Below are 23,210 nucleotides of genomic sequence, written 5' to 3' on the forward strand. Positions count from 1 at the left end.
TTCTCTGAAAGATCTTGCGCCATGATGAACGCTTTTATTAAGGTAGGGATGCTGGCATGACAGCGCCCGGTCCCAAAACGGACAAGACTTCGCGCGGTCCAGGCATTGCTGGCATTTTTGCAAGCTTTTCTGGCAAAGCCATGCAGTGCGTCAATAAACGCTTGCTGGTTGAGGTCCTGCTGGTATTTGTCCTTGCCTGCCTGGCGGGCGTGGGCAGTCTGGCGTATCGAAACCTGCACAATGCAACCGAGTCGGAACGCAGGGAAACACATTCTCGTGCGGTGATCCAGGAACTCGGTGAACTGCTGTCCAGCCTCAAGGACGCAGAAATCGGGCAGCGTGGCTTTGTCATCACGGGCAATCCTGAGCACTTGGTGGCGTACCAGGAAAGTCTGAAAACCTTTCCCATGCGATTGGCGGAGTTGCGTCGCCTGACCGCAGACAATCCAGTGGAGCAGCAGCGGCTCGCCGTGCTCGAACCCTTGGCCGCATCTGAATTTGCCACTATCAAAGCGCTTATTTCACTGCGCGAGACACAAGGCTTGCAGGCGGCCACCGCGTCGGCGATGGTGCAGTCAGGCAAGAAGACCATGGACCAGATTAGCCTGCTGGTGGCGCGGTCGCAGGCGCAGGAAACACAACTCTTGAGAGACCGCGTTATTGCAAGGCAGGCTGACAGCAGCAAGGCAACCCAATCTCTTTTTCTGGCCAGCACGCTGGGCGGTTTCGCCCTCATAAAGTTGCTGGTCTGCCTGCGATGGGAGCAAGCGAGCCGACGCCGCGCTGAAAAGCTGCAGAACGCCAGTGAGGTGCGTTATGGCTGCTTGTTCAATTCGATGGACGAAGGCTTTTGCATTATTGAATTGATTTACGACGAAAACCGACAGCCGGTTGATGGCCTCTGTCTGGAGGAAAATCCAGCGTTTGAGCGTCACACCGGCATCACCGGCGCTGCAGGAAGTCGGATCAGCGAAATTGTCCCGGATCAGACCGTAAACTTTATCGGGATGTGCGCCAAGGTCCTTAAAACAGGCGAGGCAACGCGCTTTGTGAATCAGTCGAAAGCAGCGGACCATTATCTTGAAGGCTATGCCAGCCGAATCGGCGGACCGGAAGGCACAACGATTGCGGTCCTTGTTCGCGACATCACCAAACGCAAGCAGGTGGAAAAAGCCCTGCGCGAATCACAACAGTTTTTGCGCTCATCACTCGATGCCTTGTCCGGCCACATTGTCGTACTCGATGCATCGGGAACGATTCTGGAAATCAACGAATCCTGGCAAAGATTCTCCGATGAAAATCAGCCACCGGGTGGGTCGGCTCCGGGTGTCGGAATTGGAATCGGCGTCAACTACCTCGGCCATTGCCAGCAGACATTGCTGCAGGGGGGTAATGCCCCGGCTTATGCGCTGGCTATCCAGGACATCATCGCAGGACGGCGCACGCGTTACGAAATGGAATACGCCTGTCACTCGCCGACCGAGCAACGCTGGTTTGTCATGCGGGTCACGCGATTCCAGAGTGCCGGGCAGGCCCGAATTGTCATCGTGCACGATGACTGCACCATGCAAAAAATGGCTGAAAACGCTCTGCGCGAAAGCGAAGAGCGTTATCGCAACCTGTTCAATTCGATGGACGAGGGTTTTTGCATCATCGACATCGTGTTTGACGATCGGGCGCTAGCGGTGGATTGCCGCTTTGTGGAAGTCAATCCGGCTTTTGCTTTGCAGACGGGTATGCATGACGTTGCCGGAAAATGCTGGTCTGAATTTTCATCTGGCCATGAAGCGGGATGGCTGCAAACATGCGCCTGCGTGGTCCTGACAGGCACGCCGGTCAGGTTTAAACACCACGCAAAAGCGCTAGATCGCCAGTTTGATGTGTATGTCGCACGGCTGGGCAGCACTGACAGTCGAAAAGTTGCTGTCGTCTTCAACAACATCACTGAACGCGCCAAGGCAGCAGAAGCCCTGCGCCAAAGCGAACAGCGGTTCCGCGCCTTGTTCGACCGCGGGCCGGTGGCAACCTATTCGTGTGACACCTCCGGAATGATTCTGGAATTCAATGCCTGTGCTGTGAAGTTGTGGGGGCGCAAGCCCCAGCCCAGCGATGTGGATGAGCGCTTTTGCGGCGTTTCCAAGGTGTATCGTCCTGACGGCGTGTTATTGAGCGAAGAACAGAATCCGATGATTGCAGTGCTCAAGGGCGTAATGCCGCAGGTTGATGAGGTCGAAGCTGTGATGGAACGGCCCGATGGCTCGCGCATTAGCGTCATTGCCAGTATTGTGCCGCTCAAGGACTGCCAAGGGAAAATCATCGGCGCCATCAACTGCTTTTACGACATCACTGAACGTACCCGGCTGGAGCGGCAAATGCAGGCGCAAACGCAGGCCCTGGCCGATCTGCACCGGCGAAAGGACGAATTCCTGGCAATGCTCAGCCATGAACTGCGCAACCCGCTGGCGCCGCTGACCAGCGCAGTAGAACTGCTGGGACGGCAAGAAAATCAAGGCCCGGTGTACCAGAAGGCCTGCCAGGTCATCGAACGGCAGGTGGGACAGATGAAGCACCTGATCGATGACCTGCTCGAGGTTTCCCGTATAACCAGCGGCAATGTGCGGCTTCGCAAGGCGCCGGTCCGCATGGGCGATATCGTCGAAAGGGCGCTGGAAACAGCCCAACCACTGATGGCCAGGCGCCGGCAACAGCTGTCGCTTTCGCTGCCGCCGGAACCGGTCTGGCTCAATGCCGATGCCACCCGGCTTGAGCAGGTGTTGGTCAACCTTTTAAACAACGCCGCCAAGTACACCGATGAGGGCGGCCACCTGTGGCTGAGTGTTGTGCAGGAAGGCGATACCGGATCAGCGGCTCACGGCGCGTTGGCCGTCATCAAGGTGCGCGATACCGGCATGGGCATCGCTGCAGAACTGCTGCCCCACATCTTTGAGTTGTTCACGCAAGCCGAACGCGCCATTGACCGCTCGCAAGGCGGCATGGGCATCGGCTTGCGCCTGGTCCGGCAACTGCTCGAACTGCACGGTGGCAGCGTCGAGGTACAGAGCATTCTGGGGCAAGGCAGCGAATTTATCGTCCGCTTGCCGGTCATCGCGGCGCCACTGGCGCTGTCCTTGCCGCCCCCTTCGGCAACGCCGTCCGTGTCCGTTGGCAGGCGTTGCCGGGTGCTGGTTGTCGATGACAGCGTGGATGCGGCGGAGTTCCTGGCCAAGCTGCTCAAGCTGTCCGGGCATGAAGTCGAGGTTGCCCATGACGGCTCCAGCGCCGTACAAACTGCCCTGGCCATGTGCCCCGATGTGGTGCTGCTCGACATTGGCCTGCCGGGGCTCACAGGTTACGAAGTGGCAAAGCAGTTGCGCCAGCACGCTGCGCTGAACGCTATGGTGCTGGTTGCCCTGACTGGCTATGGACGCGAGTCAGACCGTCAGCGCTCCAGAAATTCCGGTTTTTCCTACCATCTGGTCAAGCCGGCCAAAGTGCGCGAGGTCGAGGAAATACTGGCAACCGTTGGCGAACAACTTGAGTTGCAGGCCAGCCAGACGCAAGCCGCAGGGCCTTTGGCCTGAAAGTGCACGACGCTGGTAATGCTGTGGCTTGCATGCACAATGGCACCCCATGCTCATCCATCCCGAAATCAATCCTGTTGCGTTGCAACTCGGCCCCCTGGCCATTCACTGGTACGGCCTGACCTACCTGGCCGCTTTTGGCCTGTTTTTTTTCCTTGCCAGCCTGCGCTTGCGCCATGAACCGTATGCGTCCATCACCGGGCCGGGCGCCTGGTCGCGTCGGGACATCGAGGACATACTTTTTCTGGGCGTGATGGGCGTGGTGATTGGCGGGCGTCTGGGTTACTGCCTGTTCTACAAGCCGGGTTATTACCTTGCGCATCCTCTGGAAATCTTTTTCGTCTGGCAGGGCGGCATGAGCTTTCATGGCGGCATGCTTGGCGTGCTGGCCTCGCAGCTCTGGTTTGCACGCACGCGCCAGCGGCCGTGGCTGCAGGTGATGGACTTCATCGCGCCTTGCGTGCCCACGGGCCTGGCGGCCGGGCGCGTGGGCAACTTCATCAACGGCGAACTGTGGGGCCGCTTCAGTTCGCCTGATTTGCCGTGGGGCATGGTGTTTGCAAACAGCGGCTCGATGTTGCCGCGCCACCCGTCGCAGGTGTATCAGTTTTTGCTGGAAGGGCTGCTGCTGTTCGTGCTGTTGTGGCTGTACGCCAGAGGCCCGCGCAAAATGGGCCAGGTCTCGGGTGCCTTTCTGGTCGGCTATGGGGTGTTCCGTTTCATCGCCGAATTTTTCCGCGAGCCCGATGATTTTCTGGGCATTCTGGCGCTGGGCATGAGCATGGGCCAGTGGCTGTGCATTCCCATGATCGGCGCTGGTATCTGGTTGTGGGTTTGGGCATCAAACCGCCATTTGCGCAAATAGCACGGGCGCGGTGCGCTATTTATTTAATAGTGATGCGACAGTCTGCCTTTCTTGGGTGTCGGCGGACCGGGATTCCACCCTTACAAGGAGTTCACGCCATGGGTCTTGTCTGCAATTCATTGCCTTTCTGCGTTGCCGATAGTGATGTGAATGCGTTTGCAAACCGTAACAGCAAACTGGCATGAGCAGCACCAACTGGCTTGGCCGCGTTTCGCGCTTGCTGCCTGCTGCGTCGTCCAAACCGGCAGCTGACCCGCCGGATAAAAGTGGACCCCTGCAAACACCTCTTGCCAAGGAATGTCCGCTTGCCCGGTCCATTGCCGAGCGCCTGGACGCCACCCTGCGCCAGGAAGGCGAGGCACTTTCGCCACGCCTGCTGCGCCGGGCTTTCGAGGAGCTCCAGGCCATCATCGATCCGCGCGTGAGTGAGGTTGAAGGCGGACGGCGTGCCATGGAAGTGGCCGCCGGCCATGCTGCCGCCCCGCTGGCGCAGCGCTGCGACCTGTGGCTGCTGATGAGCGAGATGTTTGTTGCCGATGCGCAAAAAACCAGGGAAGCCCAAGCGCGGTTTGCCGCCGCCGTCGGCACCCCCGACGAAGCCGTGGCCGAGGTGCATTACCGCCGCGCCACCGTGTCGCCGCGTCGGCGCCTGCTGCAGCGCTTCAGCGTCTACCCGCAGGGCGTTCAGTTCCTGGTCGAGCTGCGTGCCGAAATGCTGCCTTTCCTCAAGGCCGACGGGCGGCTGATGGCGCTGGATGTGGAAATGGAGTACATGTTCTCGACCTGGTTCGACGTAGGCTTTCTGGAACTGCGCCGCATCAGCTGGGATTCGCCGGCATCGCTGATTGAAAAACTGATCCAGTACGAAGCCGTGCATGACATCAAGAGCTGGGCCGATGTGAAGAACCGGCTGGACAGCGACCGCCGTTGCTACGGGTTTTTTCATCCGCGCCTTCCCGGCACGCCCTTGATTTTTGTCGAGGTTGCGCTGGTTGATGAAATGACCGAAGGCATCATGCCGCTGCTTGATGAGCAGGCGGCAGCGGCCGACCTGGGCAAGGCGACCACCGCCATTTTCTATTCGATCAGCAACACCCAGCGCGGCTTGCGCGGCGTGAGTTTTGGCGACTCTCTGATCAAGCGCGTGGTGGAAACGCTCAAGGACGAATTTCCCAAGCTCAAGGTGTTCGCCACGCTCTCGCCGATTCCGGGCTTGAGGAACTGGCTGGGCAAAAATGCCGCAGCGCTGCTTGAGAAGCTGTCAGACAAGGAACGCGCCGTGCTGGGACAGGCGCTGGGCAGCGGCACGCCCATGCCAGCCCGCTTTCTGGCGGCGATTGAGCATCCCCAAGACCTGCAGGAAAAGTCTCCGGTGCGCCACTTTCTGCTGCAGTGCGCGTCGCACTACCTCGGGCAGGGGCTGAAGAACGGCCAGCCGCTCGACCCGGTGGCGCGGTTCCACCTGGGCAACGGTGCGCGGGTCGAGCGGCTCAACTGGGCCGCCGATCCTTCGCCCAAAGGCGTCAAGCAATCGTACGGATTGATGGTGAACTACCTTTACGACCTCAAGCGTCTGGACAAGCACCGGGCCATGCTGGCGCAGGGGAAAGTCCCGGTATCCACCGAGGTCCATGATTTGTATATTTGACGACTTGAACTGATCGATCCCGAGAAAAAATTAAAAAAGGAGACTTGCATGACATTTAACTTCGAGCCTGGCGCTACCCGCCGCAGCCTTTTGCGTACTGCTGCTGCCAGCATGGCCGCGCTGTCCTGGGGCAGCCATGCCCAGTCGGTCTGGCCGGTCAAACCGGTTACCGTCATCGTGCCGTTTCCGGCCGGCGGCGGCACCGACGCCTTTGCCCGGCCGCTGTCGGCGCAGTTTGCCAAGCTGACCGGCAAGCAGCTCATCATTGACAACCGGGGCGGGGCTGGCGGCACGCTGGGCGCCGGCATTGCAGCGCGCGCGCAGCCCGACGGCTACACGCTTTTCATGGGCGCCGTGCACCATGCGATTGCGCCGTCGATGTACCCCAAGCTTGACTACGACATTGAAAAAGATTTTGTGCCATTGGCGCTGGTGGCCAATGTGCCGCAGGTCCTGGTTGTCAATCCGAAGAACATTCCGGGCGACTTCAAAGATTTCTTGGCGCAGGTGCGCAGCAAGCCGGCCAGGTTCAACTACGGCTCCGCTGGCGCGGGCACGTCGCACCACTTGGCGGGCGAGCTGTTCAAGCAGCAAACCAATACCTTCATCACCCACATTCCCTACCGGGGCGCGGGCCCGGCGCTGCAGGATCTGATCTCTGGCAATGTGGACATGATGTTCGACGGCCTGGGTTCATCGGCGGGCCACATCAAGGGCGGCCGCATCAAGGCGCTGATGGTCTCGGGCGCCAAACGCAACCCGGCTTTCCCCGATGTGCCGTGCGCCGCCGAACTGGGCCTGCCCGATTACACCGTCACCACGTGGTATGGAATGTGGGCGCCCAAGGGGACGCCGCCCGATGTGCAGGCGCGCATCGTCGAGGATTTGCGCAAGGTGGCCGCCACCGACGAGCTGAAAACCATCTGGGCCAGCAACGGCGCCGAGTTCGGCAACCTGACGCCGGCGCAGTTCGGCACGTTTGTCAGCGCCGAAGTCAAACGCTGGGCGGCCGTGGTCAAAGCCTCCGGTGCCAAGCTGGACTAGGCATGGCCCCACGCTCCCCACTGTGTGTGGTTCGCTGCCCCCCGAGGGGGCCACTGCGCCTGCGGCCCGGCAATGCCGGTTCCACGGCCCCTGCTGGGCTGGGATGGCCGCCTCTGCGCCTATGGCGTGGGCAGGCTGGTACCGCTGCTTTGGCTGGCGGGCTGGCTTTTACGCCTGATACTCACTGGAAGAAACTGATTCAATGAGCGGTGCTGTTCTTTTTGAGGTTTCTGCTTCCCTGGCCACGGTCACGCTGTCGCACCCCGGCAAGTTCAACGCCATGTCGCGGCTGATGTGGCGCGAACTGCGCACTGCTTTTGAAGTGATCCAGCAGCGAAGCGACGTGCGCTGCGTGCTGGTTCGCGGCGAAGGCGGACACTTTTGCGCGGGCGGCGATATTTCAGAATATGCCGGTTTCCGCTTCAACACGGTCAGCCTGCGCGACTTTCATGAAAACGACGTCTGGGGCGGGTTGCAGGCCATGCTTGACTGCGACGTGCCCATCGTCGCGCAGATCGAGGGCCATTGCATGGGCGCAGGGGTGGAGATTGCCAGCTGTTGCGATATCCGGCTGGCAACCGGCAGCGCGCGGTTCGGCGCACCGATTGCGAAGCTCGGCTTTCCGATGGCGCCGCGCGAGGCGGCGCTGGTGATGCGCGCCGTGGGCGAGCTGACGGCGCGCGAGATGCTGCTGTCCGCCGCCGTTCTGGACGCGGCCGAGATGAAGCAGCGCGGCTTTTTGAACGAGGTTCTGGCGACCGACGCACTGGACACTGCAGTACAGCAGCGCATCCAGCGCATCGGGCAACTGGCGCCGCAGGCCGCACGCCTGAATAAAGCATCATTTAGGGTGCTGGCGCATATCCTGCCTACGCAAGCAGCTATAAATACAATAGCGATCGCTTATGACTACGCAGCTTCTCCAGAACACCGTGAAGGCATTACCGCTTTCATGGAAAAGCGTCCGCCGGCGTTCAGCGCCTGAATCGCTGCATCCTCTACTCCTGACATCATCCATTCCATGAACAACCACAACCTCTTTGCCGCGCTGCGAGCCGCCTTTCCCGCCGACCTGGACGAAGTCGCCATTGAAACCGGCAATGGCCTGCTGTATTCATGGCGCGACCTGGACCACGGCAGCGCCATGATGGCCAATCTGCTGCAATCCCTGAGCCTGCCCGAAGGCGCCCGGATTGCCGTGCAGGTCGAAAAATCGGTCGAGGCGATGGTCTTGTACCTGGCCACGCTGCGGGCCGGCTTTGTATTTTTGCCCCTGAACACCGCGTACCAGAGCGCCGAAATCGAGTATTTCATCGGCAATGCCGAGCCGGCGGTGGTGGTCTGCAGCAGCGCCAATTTTGGCTGGGTCAGCAAAATCGCCTTCAAGGCTGGCACGCAAAACGTCTTCACGCTGGACGATGACCGCAGCGGCTCGCTCCTGGACCGCGCCGCGCATTGCAGCGACCGGCATGAAGCGGCGCTCAAGCAGCCGGACGACATGGCCGCCATCCTCTACACCAGCGGCACGACCGGGCGCAGCAAGGGCGCGATGCTGTCGCATGGCAATCTGCTGAGCAACGCGCGCGTGCTGAAAGACTACTGGGGCTGGCGGACGCGGGCGGAGGGCGGCGATGTGCTGATCCATGCCTTGCCGATTTTTCATGTCCACGGCCTGTTCGTTGCCATTCACGGCGCGCTGATCAACGGCAGCAAGATGATCTGGCTGTCCAAATTCGATCCGAAAAAGGTGATTGAAAAACTGCCTGAAGCGACCGTGTTCATGGGTGTGCCGACCTTATATGTGCGCCTGCTCGCCGAGCCCGGTTTGACGCGGGACGCGTGCCGCAACATGCGCCTGTTCATCGCCGGGTCGGCACCGCTGCTGCTGGATACCTTCCTCGAATGGCAGGCGCGCACCGGACACACCATCCTGGAGCGCTACGGCATGAGCGAAACCGCCATGCTGACGTCCAACCCTTGCCAAAATGGCGAGCGGCGCGGCGGCACGGTCGGCTTTGCGTTGCCGGGCGTCCACCTGCGGGTGCAGGGCGACGACGGCCAGCCGCTGCCGGTGGGCGACATTGGCAACATTCAGGTCCAGGGCCCGAATGTATTTTCAGGTTACTGGCGCATGCCTGAAAAAACCGCCGAGGAATTCACTGCTGACGGTTATTTCAAGACTGGCGATGTCGGAAAAACCGACACGGACGGCTACATCACCATCGTCGGGCGCAGCAAGGACCTGATCATCAGCGGCGGCTACAACGTGTATCCCGCCGAGATAGAAGGCTTTATCAACGAGTTGCCTGGCGTGGCCGAAAGCGCCGTGGTCGGCGTGCCGCATGCCGACTTCGGCGAAGTCGGCGTGGCCGTGGTGATTGCCAAGCCCGGTGCCACACCCGACAGTCTGCAGATCATGGCCGAGATGAAGTCAAAAATGGCCAACTTCAAGGTGCCCAAACAATGTTTCCTGGTTAGCGAACTGCCGCGCAACGCCATGGGCAAGGTGCAAAAGAATGTCTTGCGCGAGCAGTACAAGGCGCTGTTCGCCTGAGGTGCGGTGAGTCGTCCATTCGGTGACCTGTCCATTCGCTTATCTGTCCCCGTCGTATGGCCTGTCATCCCGGGCTTGACCCGGGGTCCATCTATCCCGAATTCAATGCCTTATTAAACGCAGCCGCCGCTGCACCAAAGCCGCCTTAAGGCAACAAAGTGCCTGCACGTGGCTTGCGCTGGGGCAGCGTCGCCAGCACCACGCCCACCAGCGCAATCGCAAAGGCGCCGACTTGCGTGCCGTTCAGGCTTTCACCGAGCACCCCCACGCCGACTGCCGCCGCGCTCACCGGCAGCAACACGGTGAACACCCCAGCCTCGTTGGCGGGAATGGTTTTCAGGCCGGTCATCCACAGCCACACCGTCCAGACGCTCGCGGCCAGCGCATAAAACACCAGCAGCGTCCAACTGGCCGGCGCGACGGCGGCAAAGTCAAAGCCCCAGGCCATCCACAGCCCGAAAGGCGTGACCAGCGCAAAACCCCACAGGTTGATCAGCGCCGAGATGCGCTTGGGGCTGAGCACGCCGGTCAGCTTCTTGCCGATCACCGCATACGCCGCTTCGCACAGCACCGCACCTACCAGCAACAGATTGCCCAGCCAAGCGTTTTTTGATGCCAAATCGGCCTCTTGCGCATTACCCATCTGCACAGGCAGCTCACTTTTTGAGAGCGAAACCAGGGCGATGCCCAGAACAGCGCAGGCCACGGCGGCCCAGACGCGGGCGCTGATCCGCTCGCGCAAAAAAGTCCAGCTCAGCAGCGCCACCGTAGCCGGAATCGCTGCCATGATGACACCGGCGGCCACCGCGCTGGTCAGGCTCACGCCGAACAGCATGCAGATCGAAAACAGGAAATTACCCAGGAAGGACTCCAGGAACACCAGCCGGCGGGTTTGCGGGCTCATCGGCATTTCGGATGCCGGCTTTTTCAGCCAGTGCGCCATTGCCAGTCCACCAATGCCAAACCGCAGCCAGGCCAGCAAGAACACCGGCAAAGCGGTCACCAGTGGCTTGGACAAGGCAACATAACTGCCGACGAGTGACATGCTGAGCGCCAGGCAGGCATAGGCAATCCACGGGGAAGCGGGGCGGTGCGACACGTTGAAAACTCCAGGACGAGAACAGGAAAATACTGGAAGAAGTGGCTTTTTTGCTGGAGCAATAAAGAGCCTCTTGCCCAGTAAGTAGCGCGCCCATGATCGTATTGATCTGATCACAGAATCAAAACGCTGCAGAGTTTGCCTTTAGCCGTTCGCCTGCGACGCGAAAAATGGTCATGCCATCCATAGCGGCAGCGCACAGCCGGCTTGCGTAAAGTATCGCATCAAGATGTGCGCTGTTTTACCGGCCTGCCCATGGGCGTTCAGCCTTCATTGGCAAATGGGCTGGCTCGGTTTCGTGGCAAAGCACGCAGTAGGCAGGCGCTTGAGCCGCCTGCCTAATTTGTTGCTACTGTCACAGCCGAATCTTCCAGCAGGCTTTCCAGTCTGCTGGACTGAGCCGCAAGGCCGGGAATACGCACAAGGGTCTGGTGTACCTCTTGCAGCTTTTGCCGGTTTGCAATCAACATCGGTCCATTGGTCTGGCGCAACCCGGCCAAAACGGTGTCGATCAGCAGTTGAATGACCACTTCGAAACGCCCGGCCTCCCTGGTTGATGTTCCGATCCACGCCGGGGCTGCACCCCACCAGAGCACATCGATGAGGCGTGGCAGGTCGGTTGCAGCAAAGATGGACCGTGCCAGGCCGCCTACTGCCTGGTTCAGTGCCGCCTTGACTTCCAGAACGTCGAGCGTTTGGTCGTCCAGCGCTATTTTGAGAGTTTCCAATTCAACAGCCAGCGCGTCTTCGCTGAAGGGTTGCACGCGTGCGCCGATCATGGTGCCGCTCCGGTCGCCAAAGCCGCTGGGCGCTTCAAGCGCATTGACCAGCGGGTGGTAAGCGGTTTCACCGCTCCAGCAGAACTGGCCACGGAAGAACACCTCGTCATAGCCCTTGGGCACGCCCAGAAAATGCAAGGCCACCGGTTTGCCGCTTTGCTGGATAAGGTAAAGGGCCAGTTCCAGCGTGTTCACAGGCCAGCCCAGATCAACGGCAGCCCAGAAGCCATCCACCGGTGTCTGTTCAGCGAGCGCCAGGGCGTTGACCAGCAAATGGCCCGCCTGTCGCAGATTCTGAATATTGAAATAACGGTCGGGGCCGTGCAGGCCGACCAGCCCGCTCGCAATGCCGTCGACGATGTTCTGCGTAACCACGCCGTTTTCCATGACATGGGTAAAGCGAGTGCAGCGAAACCGTGTCGAGTTGCTGCGGCGTGCAACAGCGGCCCACTGCGCTTCGGCCAGTTTTTTGCTGCCGGTGTAGACGTGATCGGAGACATAGGCAAAACACTTGCCGGTAGAAGAGTAAATCGCATCCTCCACGCCATGGCGAAGACAGGCGTTTATGACATTGCGCGTACCAAACACATTGGTTTCGATGGCTTCGCGTATCACCGCCTCGGCACGGCCGGGCTCGCGGATGCTGGCCAGGTGAAAAACGACATGTGGTTTGGTCTGGGCGAACACCGCGTCGAGCAGGGCCGCATCCCGGATGTCGACCTGGCAATTTATCAGTTGCCGGGTGGGCGAGCCGACACTGTTGCCTTCCATGGCAATGCTGCCATTTTCGACGGCAATGTCTGCAATGATAATTTCCATTGCACCGAGTTCAAAGAGCAGGGGAATCAAATGCGAGCCGACACAGCCGGCGCCGCCGGTGACCAACACGCGTTGACCCGTGAGTCGTTTTTCAGCGGACTCACGGTGCAGGTCTACCGTCCGCTCCATCGCCAGTTTCATGGGACTGTGTTCGAGCTTTCCGTCAACATTGGCCAGTGCCAAAAGGGCTTGCGTCGCCGCCTGAAGCTGTTCTGCAATAGCAGGGGTAATGGGGACGCCGGTGGGCGCGAGGGTGATGATCTGGCGAACCAGGTCGTCGCTGGATACATCGGGGCGGGCTTCATTAATGGACATGAAGAACCATCCTTTCAAAAAAATCGTTGCGGATGCGTGTGGCCATCCGCCGGGCCCCATATAAACGGTTGTGCAGCAACCCATGCCGCGTGGGTATGGAAGCTGCCACCGTTTCAGACAAGTTGAACATCCCCCGGCCATGCCGCCATGCCTTGTTCAAGGCTGTAGAGCCGGAGCGGGTCATAACCTGCCGCGACCAGCGATTTGATGACGCTGTTGCTCCGCATGCCGCTTTGGCACACCAGCACGATGTCGCGGTCTCTGGGCAATTGGCTTGCGCCAGATTCATTCAGCGCGCGCTCGAGTTCCGGCTTGGGCCATCCGATAGCGCCCGGAATTCGGCCGGGCAGCCATTCGGCCGGATTGCGTACATCGACGATGACCAAATCGTCCTGTGCCTGCAGCCTCGCCTGGAGTCCACCAGACGAGATGGACTGGCCAACCGGCGCAGCGCAAACCATGACGGTTTCTTTGAGCGCGATGTCTTGCGGCGCACGACTGCAGACCGGGCAGTCGGGGTCCTTGGCGATGTGGACCGTGTTGAAGGAAAGGTCCAGTCCGTCATAGATCAGCATGCGGCCGATCATGGGCGAGCCGACGCCGCTCAACAACTTGAGCGCCTCGGTCGCCTGCAGTGACCCAATCACACCGGGCAGCACACCCAGCACGCCAGCCTCTGAGCAATTGGGCGCGAACTCCTGCGGTGGTGGTTCGGGAAACATGCAGCGATAGCACGGTCCCGTGCGCGCATCGAACACGCTGAGTTGGCCGTCAAAACGCAATACGCCGCCATAAACGTCAGGCTTGCCAAGCTTTACGCAGGCATCGTTGACCAGGTAGCGCGTCGGAAAATTGTCGGAGCCGTCAATGATCACGTCGTACTGGGAGATCAGCGCCAGCGCATTGTCAATATTCAGCCGCACATCGTGACGTTCGATCTGGACGTTCGGGTTGATGTCCAGCAAGCGTGCTTCGGCACTTTCATTTTTCAAGCGCCCGAGCGCTGACTGGCCGTGCACGATCTGGCGCTGAAGATTGGTTTCTTCGACCACATCGCCGTCCACCAGGCCGATTCGCCCGACCCCTGCAGCCGCCAAATAAAGCGAAGCCGGGCTGCCCAGGCCGCCCAGGCCAATCAGTAGAACGCTGCCCGCCTTGAGGCGTCGCTGCGCTTCGATGCCAAATTCGGGCAGGATGATCTGGCGGTTGAAACGCCGAAGTTCGCTGCTGGAGAGTTCTGGCAGTATGTCGGGTTGAAGTAGCGCGTTCATCCTCCGGCAACGCTCGCAATGATCTGGACTTCATCGGCATCGCTCACCAATGTCTGCAGTCCGTCCAGAAGCCTGATGTCCTGGCCGTTTTTGCAAACGACGATGAATTTGCGCAGGACTTGACCGCTAAACAGGTGATTGCGAAGCTCGCTTGAATCTTCGGAAAAGCGCTTGAGTGCCTCCTCGATGGAACTGACAGCAAGGGTGATACGACTCTGCTGGTTGGTGTAACGGCGCAGCGAACTGGGCACCATTAAAATTGCCATATATAACGTCCTGATTGGTTGATTTTCAGTTGTTAGGCCGGGCCTAATAACATACAAATATCGCTGTTAATAACTTATCCTCACAAAACAAATGTTAATTTGATATTTTTGATGCCGCAACCCCCCAAACGGACCAATGTGAAGCGTTTTTGTTGATGGTAAAAACCCTGAAGTTAAGTTAGGAGGCATGCTGGATTGATACGGCATATATCAATCTTTGCGTAGACAAGCCAAGGCACCATTCTTCAGGCAAATGGCTTGACAGAAGGAAGCATGGTGGCTGACAGGCTTGTGCCCAACAGAAAAATCCTGCCATAATTTTTTAAAAAAGATAGCAGCTTGTGTCGGTATATATAGCGGGAAGCGCTGTTTCGACTTGAAAAATTGCTTGCCAATCCTGAATTTCTTCCAGGATGAAGCGCCTCTTCCGTCGCGTCATATTCGGTTGGCGCTGTGCCTTTTCCATCCACCGTCATCATGTGCATGCCGGCGGCTGCAAATGAATTGATAGGCGTTCGGCCGGCCGGGCCATCCATTCACACCTCGCCTCTCGCCTCCATGGTCGACCCATAACTTGCTGCACCGTGCGTTCGACTGTTGGGCAGGCGAGTTCGTACCTTCCTGGCCCGAATCAGAATTCGCACCGCAAAACACTTGCAGGCACGCCGCCACCGTTTAATCGGCGCCATGGTGGGGCTGGTTACACTGGCTGGAACTCCCTCAACACCCATCACTCATGCGGCAAACCCTGTTGATTTCTTCGCAGCACCGTCACCTGCCGCTGGTGTGGTTGCCTGCCGACCATCGGCTTCTGGGTGAGGAAGGTCACCAGTTCCCTTTTCTGGTACTGGGAGAGAAATATGCCCGTGCCGTCACGCAATGCGCTGGTGCCCAGCCTGTGCTGTTTCCCTTGGCAGATGCGGCACAGATACCGGCGCTTTTGGAATTGGTCGACGGCGTCATGCTGACCGGTTCGCCGTCGAATGTTCATCCCTCTCATTTTGACCAGGACGTGCTGGACACCGGCTTGCCGCTCGACCCGCAGCGCGATGCGCTCACGCTGGCGCTGGTACGGGCATGTCAGTCCGCTGGTGTGCCGCTGCTGGGCATTTGCCGTGGTTTTCAGGAAATCAACGTGGCCTTGGGCGGCTCTCTGGAACAAAGTGTGCATGCGCGGGAAGGGCACTTCGACCATCGCGATCCCGAAGGCGTCAGCCTTGAAGAGGCCTACGGACCTGCACATGCGGTGCGTTTTGTGCCGGGCTGTGCGTTTGCAGAGTGGGCCGGCGGCGGCACGGCCCAGGTCAATTCGCTGCATGGTCAGGGCATTGGCCGGCTGGCCAACGGATTGCACGCGCTGGGCCATGCATCCGACGGATTGGTCGAGGCCTTCGAGATCAAGGGGGCTGCCGCGTTTGCCTATGCCGTGCAATGGCACCCCGAGTGGAACTGCCAGGAAAATCCTTTCTACCGAGCCATTTTTGCGGCCTTTGGCCAGGCTTGCGAACGCCGTCATGCCGGCCGCATGCTGGAAAGGGCTGCCCCCTCAAGTTGAACCCAGGTTATTCCAATCCACCGACAGGCGTCGAAAAACAGGAGCGCGCGATGAGTCTGAACATGAGCATGACAAAAGCAACGACCTTTACGGAACTGGAAAACTGGCTGAATGAACGCAGGATCACCGAAGTCGAATGCCTGGTGCCTGACCTGACGGGCGTGGCCCGGGGCAAGATCCTGCCGCGCGGAAAATTCACCGAGGACCGGGGTATGCGCCTGCCCGAGGGGGTGGTGGCCATGGGCGTGACCGGCGAGTTCCCCGAGAGCGGCCCTTACTACGATGTGATCAGCCCGACCGACAAGGACATGCACCTGCGGCCCGACCCGTCCACGGCACGGATTGTTCCGTGGGCGTCGAGCCCGACGGCGCAGGTGATCCACGACTGCTTCGACCCGGCCGGCAAGCTGGTGCCGTTTGCGCCCAGAAGCGTGCTGCGCCGGGTGTGCGAACTGTATGAAGCCGAAGGCCTGGTGCCGGTGGTGGCGCCCGAGCTGGAGTTTTACCTGGTGGCCCGCAACACCGACCCCAACACGCTGCTGCGCCCGCCAGTTGGCCGCAGCGGGCGCGCCGAAACTTCGCGCCAGGCCTACAGCATCGACGCGGTGAACGAGTTTGACCCGCTGTTCGAGGACATCTACGACTACTGTGAAAAGATGGAGCTCAATGTCGACACGCTGATTCATGAAGTCGGCGCAGGGCAGATGGAGATCAATTTTTTCCATGCCCATCCGCTGGGCCTGGCCGACGAGGTGTTCCTGTTCAAGCGCACAGTGCGCGAAGCGGCCCTGCGCCACAACATGTATGCCACCTTCATGGCCAAGCCGATTGCAACCGAGCCCGGCAGCGCCATGCATGTGCACCAGAGCATCCTGAACCGCGAAACCGGCCAGAACATATTCAGCAACCGGGATGGCAGCGAGTCGGAGGCTTTCTTTCATTACATCGGCGGGCTGCAGCGCTACATTCCGGCGGCTATGGCGCTGGTCGCGCCTTATGTCAACAGCTACCGGCGGCTGTCGCGCGACACGGCCGCACCGATCAACATCGCCTGGGGACACGACAACCGCACTGTCGGCATTCGCTCGCCGATTTCCACGCCACAAGCCCGCCGGGTGGAAAACCGGGTGATCGGTGCTGACGCCAATCCGTATATCGCCCTGGCCATGACGCTGGCCTGCGGTTATCTGGGCATCAAGAACAAGATCAAGCCCAAGCCCGAGATGAAGGGCGATGCCTACCTGTCGCCTTATTCGCTGCCGCGCAGCCTGGGCGAGGCGCTGGACTGGCTGCGCCGCGAGTCGGACCTGCATGAAGTGCTGGGCCGAGATTTTGTCACGGTGTATTCCGAAATCAAGGAAATGGAGTTTGCCGAGTTCATGAAGGTGATCTCGCCATGGGAGCGTGAACACCTGCTGCTGCTGGTCTAAGCCGTAACCGATCCACCGCAACCAAGAGGTATCCACCATGAACACGCCTGTCGACACCGCCCTGATCCAGTCCCTGGACCGCGAACATTTCCTGCACCCCTTCACCGACTTCAAGGACATGGCGGCGCACGGCGCGCGGGTCATTACCCGGGCCGAGAACATCTACGTCTGGGATTCCGATGGCCACAAGCTACTCGATGCCATGAGCGGCCTGTGGTGCGTCAATGTGGGCTATGGCCGCGAAGAACTGGCAACCGCCGCCTACCGGCAGATGATGACGCTGCCTTACTACAACAGCTTTTTCCAGACCACCAATGTGCCCGCCGTGCAGCTGGCGGCCCGGCTTTCAGCGCTGGCGCCCGAGGTGGGCGGCCGCAGCTTCAAGCACGTGTTTTATTCCAGCAGCGGCTCTGAAAGCAACGACTCGAACGTGCGCATGGTGCGCCGTTACTGGGATCTGCTGGGCCAGCCGGAGCGCAAAATCATTATTGGCCGGATCAACGGCTACCACGGCAGCACCATGGCCGGTGCCTCGCTGGGCGGCATGTCCAGCATGCATGCACAAGGCGACCTGCCGATTCCCAACATCACCCACATCGGGCAGCCGTACTTTTACGAGATGGGCCAGCCTGGCGAGACCCCCGCCGAATTCGGCCTGCGCGCCGCCGGCTGGCTGGAAGACAAAATCCTGGCGCTGGGTGCGGACAAGGTGGCGGCGTTCATCGCCGAGCCGGTGCAGGGTGCCGCGGCGTGATCATTCCACCCGACAGCTACTGGCCCGAGATCCAGCGCATTGTTGACAAGTACGGCATTTTGCTGATCAGCGACGAGGTGATCTGCGCTTTCGGCCGCGTGGGCCACTGGTTTGCCTACGAAAAATTCGGCTATCGGCCCGATCTGGTGACGTTTGCCAAGGGTGTGACCAGCGGCTACATCCCGCTGGGCGGCGTGATGGTGGGCAACCGGGTCGCCGAGGTGCTGATCGAGCAGGGTGGAGAATTCAACCACGGCTACACCTACAGCGGCCATCCGGTGGCCTGTGCCGTGGCCCTGGCCAACCTGGACGTCATGGAAAAGGAAAACCTGCCCGGGCGCGTGAAGGACGACATTGGGCCTTACCTGGCCAAACGCTTTGCCGAACTGGGCGAGCACCCGCTGGTGGGGCTGGCCGAGACGTGCGGCTTCATGGGCGGTCTGGTGTTGAGCAAAAACAAGGCAATGCATGAAGCGTTCGACCCCGAACTGGGCGTGGGCATGCTGTGCCGCGGCCACTGCTTCCGGCTGGGGCTGATCATGCGCGCCGTGGGCGACCGCATGATCATTGCGCCGCCGCTGGTGATGACGCACGAACAAATCGACGAGATGATGACGCTGATCCGCCGTTGCCTGGACGCCACCCTGGTTGATTTACAAGCTGCCGGCCAGATGGATTGAATAAAATAAATACTGCAGTTCGTCGGGCTCCAGCAGGTCCGGATATTGCATTGCCTACGGTGTGTATTCTGGCCATTTTTTGAACTGGCAATTTGTTCGTTGTTTACCTTTCTCCGGAGCCCATCCCCCCCATGAAAAAACTTGTACTGGTGACCGCCATTTCAGCGCTTTTGCTGGCCGCTTGCGGCAAAAAAGAAGAACCGGTGGCGGTTGTTCCCGCGCCTGCGGCTGTGGCTGCAGCCCCGGCGCTACCGGTCAATGCCGAGGAGAAGGTGCTCAATATCTACAACTGGCCTGACTACATTCCCGAAGGCATGACAGCCGCCTTTGAAAAGGAAACCGGCATCAAGGTCAATTACGACACCTTTGAAACCAATGAAGCCCTGCATGCCAAGCTGGTGGCTGGCAACACCGGTTATGACATCGTTGTGCCGGGTACCGTGTTTGCCAAGTCGCAGATAGAAGGCGGGCTGCTGCAGCCGCTGGACAAGGCCAAGATTCCCAACCTTGCCAATCTGGAGCCGGCCATCATGGACACCCTGACCAAGGCCGATCCAGGCAACAAGTACCTGGTGCCCTGGGCCTGGGGCTTCACCACCGTGGGCATCAACAAGACCAGGGTGGACAAGGCGCTGGCCGGCATGCCCATGCCGGAAAACGCCTGGGACCTGGTGTTTGACCCCAAATACACCGCCAAGCTCAAATCCTGCGGCATTGCCTACCTGGATTCACCCACCGAAATCATTCCGGCGGCGCTGCACTACATCGGCAAGGACGCCTATTCGAACAACCCTGCCGACTTCAAGGCAGCCGCCGAAATGCTGTTCAAGGTTCGCAAGGACGTGCGCCTGTTCAGCGCCACCATGATCGATGATGTGGCCGGCGCCAAAGCGTGCGCGGTCATCGGCTGGTCGGGCGACATCAACATCGCCGCCAACCGCGCCAGGGAAAACGGCTCGAAGGACGTCATTGAAGCCCTGCTGCCGAGCACCGGCGCATTGCTTTTCGCCGACACGATGGCCCTGACCAAGGACGCCAGGCATCCAAACAACGCCCAGGCTTTCATCAATTTCTACCTGCGTCCCGAAAACGCTGCGTCGGTGACCAACACGATGAACTATCCCACCGCCAACAAGGCAGCGATTGCCCAGATCAAGCCGGAGATTTCAGGCAACAAGACCATCTTTGTCGAGCCCGCGTACTTCAGCAAGATGATCGCGCCCAGCAGTTTCACCAACGAAGCCCGTGAAGCCCTGGCCAACGCCTACAACAGCGTCAAAAAAGGCCGGTGACGTCAATTTCCCGTGCCTGACATCAGCACTTGGGACATGCCATTGGCCCTGCTTTCAGTGTTGATGGTGGTGCGGCAAGCAACCAGCGGCATCACGCTACTGAATCAATAGCTGGTTAGGTTTGCTGGTATTGCGGAAATAGCCTTTTTGATGATGAAATTGAGTTTTTCAGTCAGATCAATGAGGCTGTGGATTCCGAAGTACAAAAAAACGCAGGAACGGATGCATGGCAGAAAACGATGGAAAAGCGGGCTACCTGGTCACCGAGAAACTGGTCAAGCGCTTTGACGAGGCGCTGGCGGTCGACGAGGTGTCGCTGTCGGTGAACCGTGGCGAGATTTTCGCGTTGCTGGGCAGTTCAGGCTGCGGTAAATCCACTTTGCTTCGCATGCTGGCGGGCTTTGAGAAGCCCACCTCGGGCCGTATCCTGTTGGGTGGCGAGGACGTGGCCGGGCTGCAGCCCTATGACCGTCCCATCAACATGATGTTCCAGTCGTATGCCTTGTTTCCGCACCTCGATACCTGGGAAAACGTTGCTTTCGGCCTCAAGCGCGAAGGCCTGCCCAAGGCCGACATTCAGCAGCGGGTAGGCGAAATGCTGGATCTGGTGCAACTTGGCGCGTTTGCCAAACGCAAGCCGCACCAGCTCTCCGGTGGCCAGCAGCAGCGGGTGGCGTTGGCCCGCAGCCTGGCCAAGCGGCCCAAGCTTTTGTTGCTTGATGAACCACTGGGCGCGCTGGACAAGAAGCTGCGCGAACAGACCCAGTTCGAACTCGTCAACATCATCGAGAAAGTCGGCGTGACCTGCGTGATGGTGACCCACGACCAGGAAGAAGCCATGACCATGGCGGGCCGCATCGCCGTCATGAGCAAGGGCAGGGTGTTGCAGGTGGGCACGCCCGAAGAGGTGTACGAGCATCCGGCCAACCGCTTTGTTGCAGACTTTATTGGCAATGTGAATATGTTTGAAGGCCGCCTCAGCGTGGACGAGACAGACCGCTGCGCCGCCATCACCGGTATCGGTGAAATCCAGGTCGGCCACGGCGTGAGCGGCTCATGGAACATGCCACTGGCCATTGCCGTGCGGCCCGAGAAAATCGAAATCAGCAAGCAGCGCCCCGATGTGGACCGCAATGTCTTCACCGGAAAAGTCCAGGAAATTGCCTACTTTGGCTCTTACAACACCTACATCGTCGTGGCAGTCGACGGCTCCCGGGTGCGCATCACCGAAGCCAATACCTCGCGGCAGGACCTGAGCAACATCACATGGGAAGACAAGGTGTTTTTCTGGTGGGACGACCGCGCCGGCATTGTGCTGCGCGATTAAAGGAGCCCACCAACGCCATGGCCGCTTCACGCTTTCCCATGCCCGGCAAACGCTTCGTGATCGGCGTGCCTTATCTGTGGCTGATCGTTTTTTTCTTCCTGCCCTTCCTCATCCTGCTGTACATCAGCTTTGTCGACATGGGCAACGACATCAATCCGTTCAAGCCTCTGTGGGATTCGCAATCCGGCCTGCTCAAGCTCAAGTACGAGAACTACGGGTCGATTTTTCGCAGCAGCGAAGGTGGCGCGCTGTTCCAGACGCTTTACGTCGAGGCTTATTTGCGATCGCTCTGGTATGCGCTGTGCACCGCCGTGCTGTGCCTGGTTATCGGCTACCCGTTCGCCTATTTCATTGCGCGATCGCCGTCAAGCGTGAGGCCTGCTTTGTTGATGATGGTGATGCTTCCATTCTGGACCTCGTTCCTGCTGCGCGTCTATGCCTGGAAAGGCATCCTGGCTGACCAGGGCGTGTTCAACCGGGCGCTCATGGCGCTGGGATTGACGGCTGAACCCCTCCAGCTTCTCTACACCGATGTGTCCATGATGGTAGGCATGACCTACGTCTACCTGCCTTTCATGGTGCTGCCCCTTTATGCCAATCTGGTGAAGATGGATTTCCGATTGCTGGAAGCGGCTTATGACCTGGGCGCTTCGCCGTTCAAGTCCTTCTGGCTGGTCACTGTGCCGCTGTCTCGGGCTGGCATCGTCGCCGGCTTTATGCTGGTGTTCATTCCATGCGTGGGCGAGTTCGTGATTCCTTCGCTGCTGGGCGGGCCTGAAAACATCATGATCGGACGCGTGGTCTGGGATGAAATGTTCACCGGCAACAACTGGCCACGGGCGACGGCGCTCGCGGTGGTCATGATCGGTCTGATCGTCGTGCCATTGGCGATTTACTACCATTACACCGGCGATGCGGCCGAGCCAGGGAAGTAACCCGGCCATGAAAAGCATGATGGAAAAGCACTTCGGCAAGCTGTGGCTGGCACTGGTTTACCTGTTCTTGTACCTGCCGCTGATTTTCATGGTCGTCTTTTCGTTCAACAGCACCCGCCAAGATGCGGAATTCACCGGGTTTTCGCTGCGCTGGTATGAGGCATTGACGCGCGATACCAAGATCGTCGACGGCTTCTGGCTTTCGCTGAAAATCGCCTTGGTGTCCGGCCTGCTTTCTGCCACGCTGGGCACGTTTTGCGCTTTTGTCCTGGTGCGGTATCGCCGTTTTCCAGGCCGTACCACCTTCTCCGGCATGGTCAACGCACCGCTGGTCATGCCGGAAGTGGTCATTGGCCTGTCGCTGCTCCTGTTGATGGTCGGTGCGCAAAATTTTCTGGGATGGCCGCAGCGCGGCATGCTCACCATTGTCCTGGGCCATACGCTGCTGGGCATGGCGTATGCCATGGTGGTCGTCCAGTCAAGACTGCTGGAAATGGACCGCTCGATTGAAGAAGCTGCCATGAACCTGGGCGCACGGCCGCATCAGGTTTTTTTCCTCATCACGCTGCCGAATATCTTCCAGGCCGTGCTGGCGGCTTTTCTGCTGTCTTTCACCCTGTCTTTCGATGATGTGGTGATTGCCGAATTTTTATCCGGTCCCGGCGTCAACACGCTGCCGCAAGTGATCTTTGGCTATGCGCGACGCGGCATTAACCCGACCATCTATGCGGCCGCGACACTGCTGATTGCCACTGTGACAGTGGTCATCGTCAGCTACAGCGTCTGGGTGGCGCGGAAAACCCGGCAGCGCGAACGCGAAATTGCCGCTGCCAACCGGACCTAATTCATTGAGTCAAATACTGTTTAGACCTGTCATAGGTCTAATTCGTGGCTCAACTGATAGCTTGGATGTCGTCAACCCGAGTTTAATTTTTTCACAAGGCAAAAGTTTTTATCACAAGACGAAATAAAGGCAAAAGCTGCTTGTGATTAATT

At 59.4% G+C, this 23,210-nt stretch carries 17 protein-coding genes and 1 pseudogene; 13 read left to right on the forward strand and 5 right to left on the reverse strand.

Features of this window, described 5'->3' with window-relative positions; translation table 11 throughout:
• The first annotated feature begins 140 nt into the window (after positions 1-140).
• The 6 genes from IWX87_RS01800 (at position 141) to IWX87_RS01825 (ending at position 9,692) form a co-directional block, all read left to right on the forward strand.
• Complete coding sequence (locus tag IWX87_RS01800) at positions 141-3,581, forward strand: CHASE3 domain-containing protein (RefSeq protein ID WP_196861779.1); 3,441 nt, start codon at positions 141-143, stop codon at positions 3,579-3,581.
• Positions 3,582-3,630: 49 nt separating this feature from the next.
• Positions 3,631-4,446: a prolipoprotein diacylglyceryl transferase gene (lgt, locus tag IWX87_RS01805; protein WP_196861780.1), complete on the forward strand. Its 816-nt coding sequence runs from the start codon at positions 3,631-3,633 to the stop codon at positions 4,444-4,446.
• A gap of 181 nt (positions 4,447-4,627) precedes the next feature.
• Positions 4,628-6,094 (forward strand): malonyl-CoA decarboxylase, encoded by a 1,467-nt coding sequence (locus IWX87_RS01810; RefSeq protein WP_196861781.1) that lies wholly within the window; start codon positions 4,628-4,630, stop codon positions 6,092-6,094.
• A 48-nt stretch (positions 6,095-6,142) separates the two neighbouring features.
• A complete protein-coding gene (locus tag IWX87_RS01815; RefSeq protein WP_196861782.1) occupies positions 6,143-7,138 on the forward strand; it encodes a tripartite tricarboxylate transporter substrate binding protein in 996 nt (331 codons plus the stop codon).
• A gap of 202 nt (positions 7,139-7,340) precedes the next feature.
• The gene (locus tag IWX87_RS01820; protein WP_196861783.1) at positions 7,341-8,123 is read left to right on the forward strand and encodes an enoyl-CoA hydratase/isomerase family protein; all 783 of its coding nucleotides are present in this window, start codon (positions 7,341-7,343) and stop codon (positions 8,121-8,123) included.
• 36 nt (positions 8,124-8,159) lie between these two features.
• Entirely contained in the window at positions 8,160-9,692 is a 1,533-nt protein-coding gene (locus IWX87_RS01825) for a malonyl-CoA synthase (RefSeq protein WP_196861784.1), read from the forward strand.
• Between the two features lie 145 nt (positions 9,693-9,837).
• On the opposite strand, the gene IWX87_RS01830 is transcribed toward IWX87_RS01825, so the two are convergent.
• From IWX87_RS01830 to IWX87_RS01850, 5 genes are all read right to left on the reverse strand, one after another.
• On the reverse strand, positions 9,838-10,737 hold the full coding sequence (locus IWX87_RS01830) for a DMT family transporter (protein ID WP_231374537.1): 900 nt from the start codon (positions 10,735-10,737) through the stop codon (positions 9,838-9,840).
• A gap of 392 nt (positions 10,738-11,129) precedes the next feature.
• A complete protein-coding gene (locus tag IWX87_RS01835; RefSeq protein ID WP_196861786.1) occupies positions 11,130-12,704 on the reverse strand; it encodes a polysaccharide biosynthesis protein in 1,575 nt (524 codons plus the stop codon).
• Between the two features lie 113 nt (positions 12,705-12,817).
• On the reverse strand, positions 12,818-13,975 hold the full coding sequence (moeB, locus tag IWX87_RS01840) for a molybdopterin-synthase adenylyltransferase MoeB (RefSeq protein ID WP_196861787.1): 1,158 nt from the start codon (positions 13,973-13,975) through the stop codon (positions 12,818-12,820).
• Positions 13,972-14,241 (reverse strand): MoaD/ThiS family protein, encoded by a 270-nt coding sequence (locus IWX87_RS01845; protein WP_196861788.1) that lies wholly within the window; start codon positions 14,239-14,241, stop codon positions 13,972-13,974. The genes moeB and IWX87_RS01845 overlap by 4 nt, the downstream gene beginning before the upstream one ends.
• Before the next feature lie 245 nt (positions 14,242-14,486).
• The gene (locus tag IWX87_RS01850) at positions 14,487-14,777 is read right to left on the reverse strand and encodes a hypothetical protein (protein ID WP_196861789.1); all 291 of its coding nucleotides are present in this window, start codon (positions 14,775-14,777) and stop codon (positions 14,487-14,489) included.
• Positions 14,778-14,977: 200 nt separating this feature from the next.
• On the opposite strand from IWX87_RS01850, the gene IWX87_RS01855 reads away from it, so the two are divergent.
• From IWX87_RS01855 to IWX87_RS01885, 7 genes and pseudogenes are all read left to right on the forward strand, one after another.
• Positions 14,978-15,796 carry a gamma-glutamyl-gamma-aminobutyrate hydrolase family protein gene (locus tag IWX87_RS01855; protein ID WP_196861790.1) on the forward strand — a complete coding sequence of 273 codons (819 nt, stop codon included), beginning with the start codon at positions 14,978-14,980 and terminating at the stop codon, positions 15,794-15,796.
• Between the two features lie 62 nt (positions 15,797-15,858).
• The gene (locus IWX87_RS01860; RefSeq protein WP_231374349.1) at positions 15,859-17,226 is read left to right on the forward strand and encodes a glutamine synthetase family protein; all 1,368 of its coding nucleotides are present in this window, start codon (positions 15,859-15,861) and stop codon (positions 17,224-17,226) included.
• 37 nt (positions 17,227-17,263) lie between these two features.
• A pseudogene (locus tag IWX87_RS01865) lies at positions 17,264-18,660 on the forward strand (aspartate aminotransferase family protein).
• A gap of 131 nt (positions 18,661-18,791) precedes the next feature.
• Positions 18,792-19,952, forward strand: coding sequence for an extracellular solute-binding protein (locus IWX87_RS01870; RefSeq protein ID WP_196861792.1), 1,161 nt, complete (start codon positions 18,792-18,794; stop codon positions 19,950-19,952).
• Between the two features lie 226 nt (positions 19,953-20,178).
• Positions 20,179-21,279: an ABC transporter ATP-binding protein gene (locus IWX87_RS01875; protein ID WP_196861793.1), complete on the forward strand. Its 1,101-nt coding sequence runs from the start codon at positions 20,179-20,181 to the stop codon at positions 21,277-21,279.
• 17 nt (positions 21,280-21,296) lie between these two features.
• Positions 21,297-22,214, forward strand: a complete 918-nt coding sequence (locus IWX87_RS01880; protein WP_196861794.1) for an ABC transporter permease — start codon at positions 21,297-21,299, stop codon at positions 22,212-22,214.
• A gap of 7 nt (positions 22,215-22,221) precedes the next feature.
• Positions 22,222-23,058: an ABC transporter permease gene (locus tag IWX87_RS01885; protein WP_196861795.1), complete on the forward strand. Its 837-nt coding sequence runs from the start codon at positions 22,222-22,224 to the stop codon at positions 23,056-23,058.
• The last annotated feature ends 152 nt before the right edge of the window (positions 23,059-23,210 follow it).

Origin of the sequence: Polaromonas sp. CG_9.7 (assembly GCF_015752205.1) — a bacterium.
Lineage (GTDB): Bacteria > Pseudomonadota > Gammaproteobacteria > Burkholderiales > Burkholderiaceae_C > Polaromonas.

Coding starts and splice junctions, on each gene's coding strand:
- lgt (WP_196861780.1), top strand. CDS start 3,631: ATGCTCATCCATCCCGAAATCAATCCTGTTGCGTTGCAACTCGGCCCC.
- IWX87_RS01850 (WP_196861789.1), bottom strand. CDS start 14,777: ATGGATGGCCCGGCCGGCCGAACGCCTATCAATTCATTTGCAGCCGCC.
- IWX87_RS01820 (WP_196861783.1), top strand. CDS start 7,341: ATGAGCGGTGCTGTTCTTTTTGAGGTTTCTGCTTCCCTGGCCACGGTC.
- IWX87_RS01870 (WP_196861792.1), top strand. CDS start 18,792: ATGAAAAAACTTGTACTGGTGACCGCCATTTCAGCGCTTTTGCTGGCC.
- moeB (WP_196861787.1), bottom strand. CDS start 13,975: ATGAACGCGCTACTTCAACCCGACATACTGCCAGAACTCTCCAGCAGC.
- IWX87_RS01845 (WP_196861788.1), bottom strand. CDS start 14,241: ATGGCAATTTTAATGGTGCCCAGTTCGCTGCGCCGTTACACCAACCAG.
- IWX87_RS01875 (WP_196861793.1), top strand. CDS start 20,179: ATGGCAGAAAACGATGGAAAAGCGGGCTACCTGGTCACCGAGAAACTG.
- IWX87_RS01880 (WP_196861794.1), top strand. CDS start 21,297: ATGGCCGCTTCACGCTTTCCCATGCCCGGCAAACGCTTCGTGATCGGC.
- IWX87_RS01855 (WP_196861790.1), top strand. CDS start 14,978: ATGCGGCAAACCCTGTTGATTTCTTCGCAGCACCGTCACCTGCCGCTG.
- IWX87_RS01860 (WP_231374349.1), top strand. CDS start 15,859: ATGAGCATGACAAAAGCAACGACCTTTACGGAACTGGAAAACTGGCTG.
- IWX87_RS01810 (WP_196861781.1), top strand. CDS start 4,628: ATGAGCAGCACCAACTGGCTTGGCCGCGTTTCGCGCTTGCTGCCTGCT.
- IWX87_RS01815 (WP_196861782.1), top strand. CDS start 6,143: ATGACATTTAACTTCGAGCCTGGCGCTACCCGCCGCAGCCTTTTGCGT.
- IWX87_RS01800 (WP_196861779.1), top strand. CDS start 141: ATGCAGTGCGTCAATAAACGCTTGCTGGTTGAGGTCCTGCTGGTATTT.
- IWX87_RS01830 (WP_231374537.1), bottom strand. CDS start 10,737: ATGTCACTCGTCGGCAGTTATGTTGCCTTGTCCAAGCCACTGGTGACC.
- IWX87_RS01825 (WP_196861784.1), top strand. CDS start 8,160: ATGAACAACCACAACCTCTTTGCCGCGCTGCGAGCCGCCTTTCCCGCC.
- IWX87_RS01835 (WP_196861786.1), bottom strand. CDS start 12,704: ATGTCCATTAATGAAGCCCGCCCCGATGTATCCAGCGACGACCTGGTT.
- IWX87_RS01885 (WP_196861795.1), top strand. CDS start 22,222: ATGAAAAGCATGATGGAAAAGCACTTCGGCAAGCTGTGGCTGGCACTG.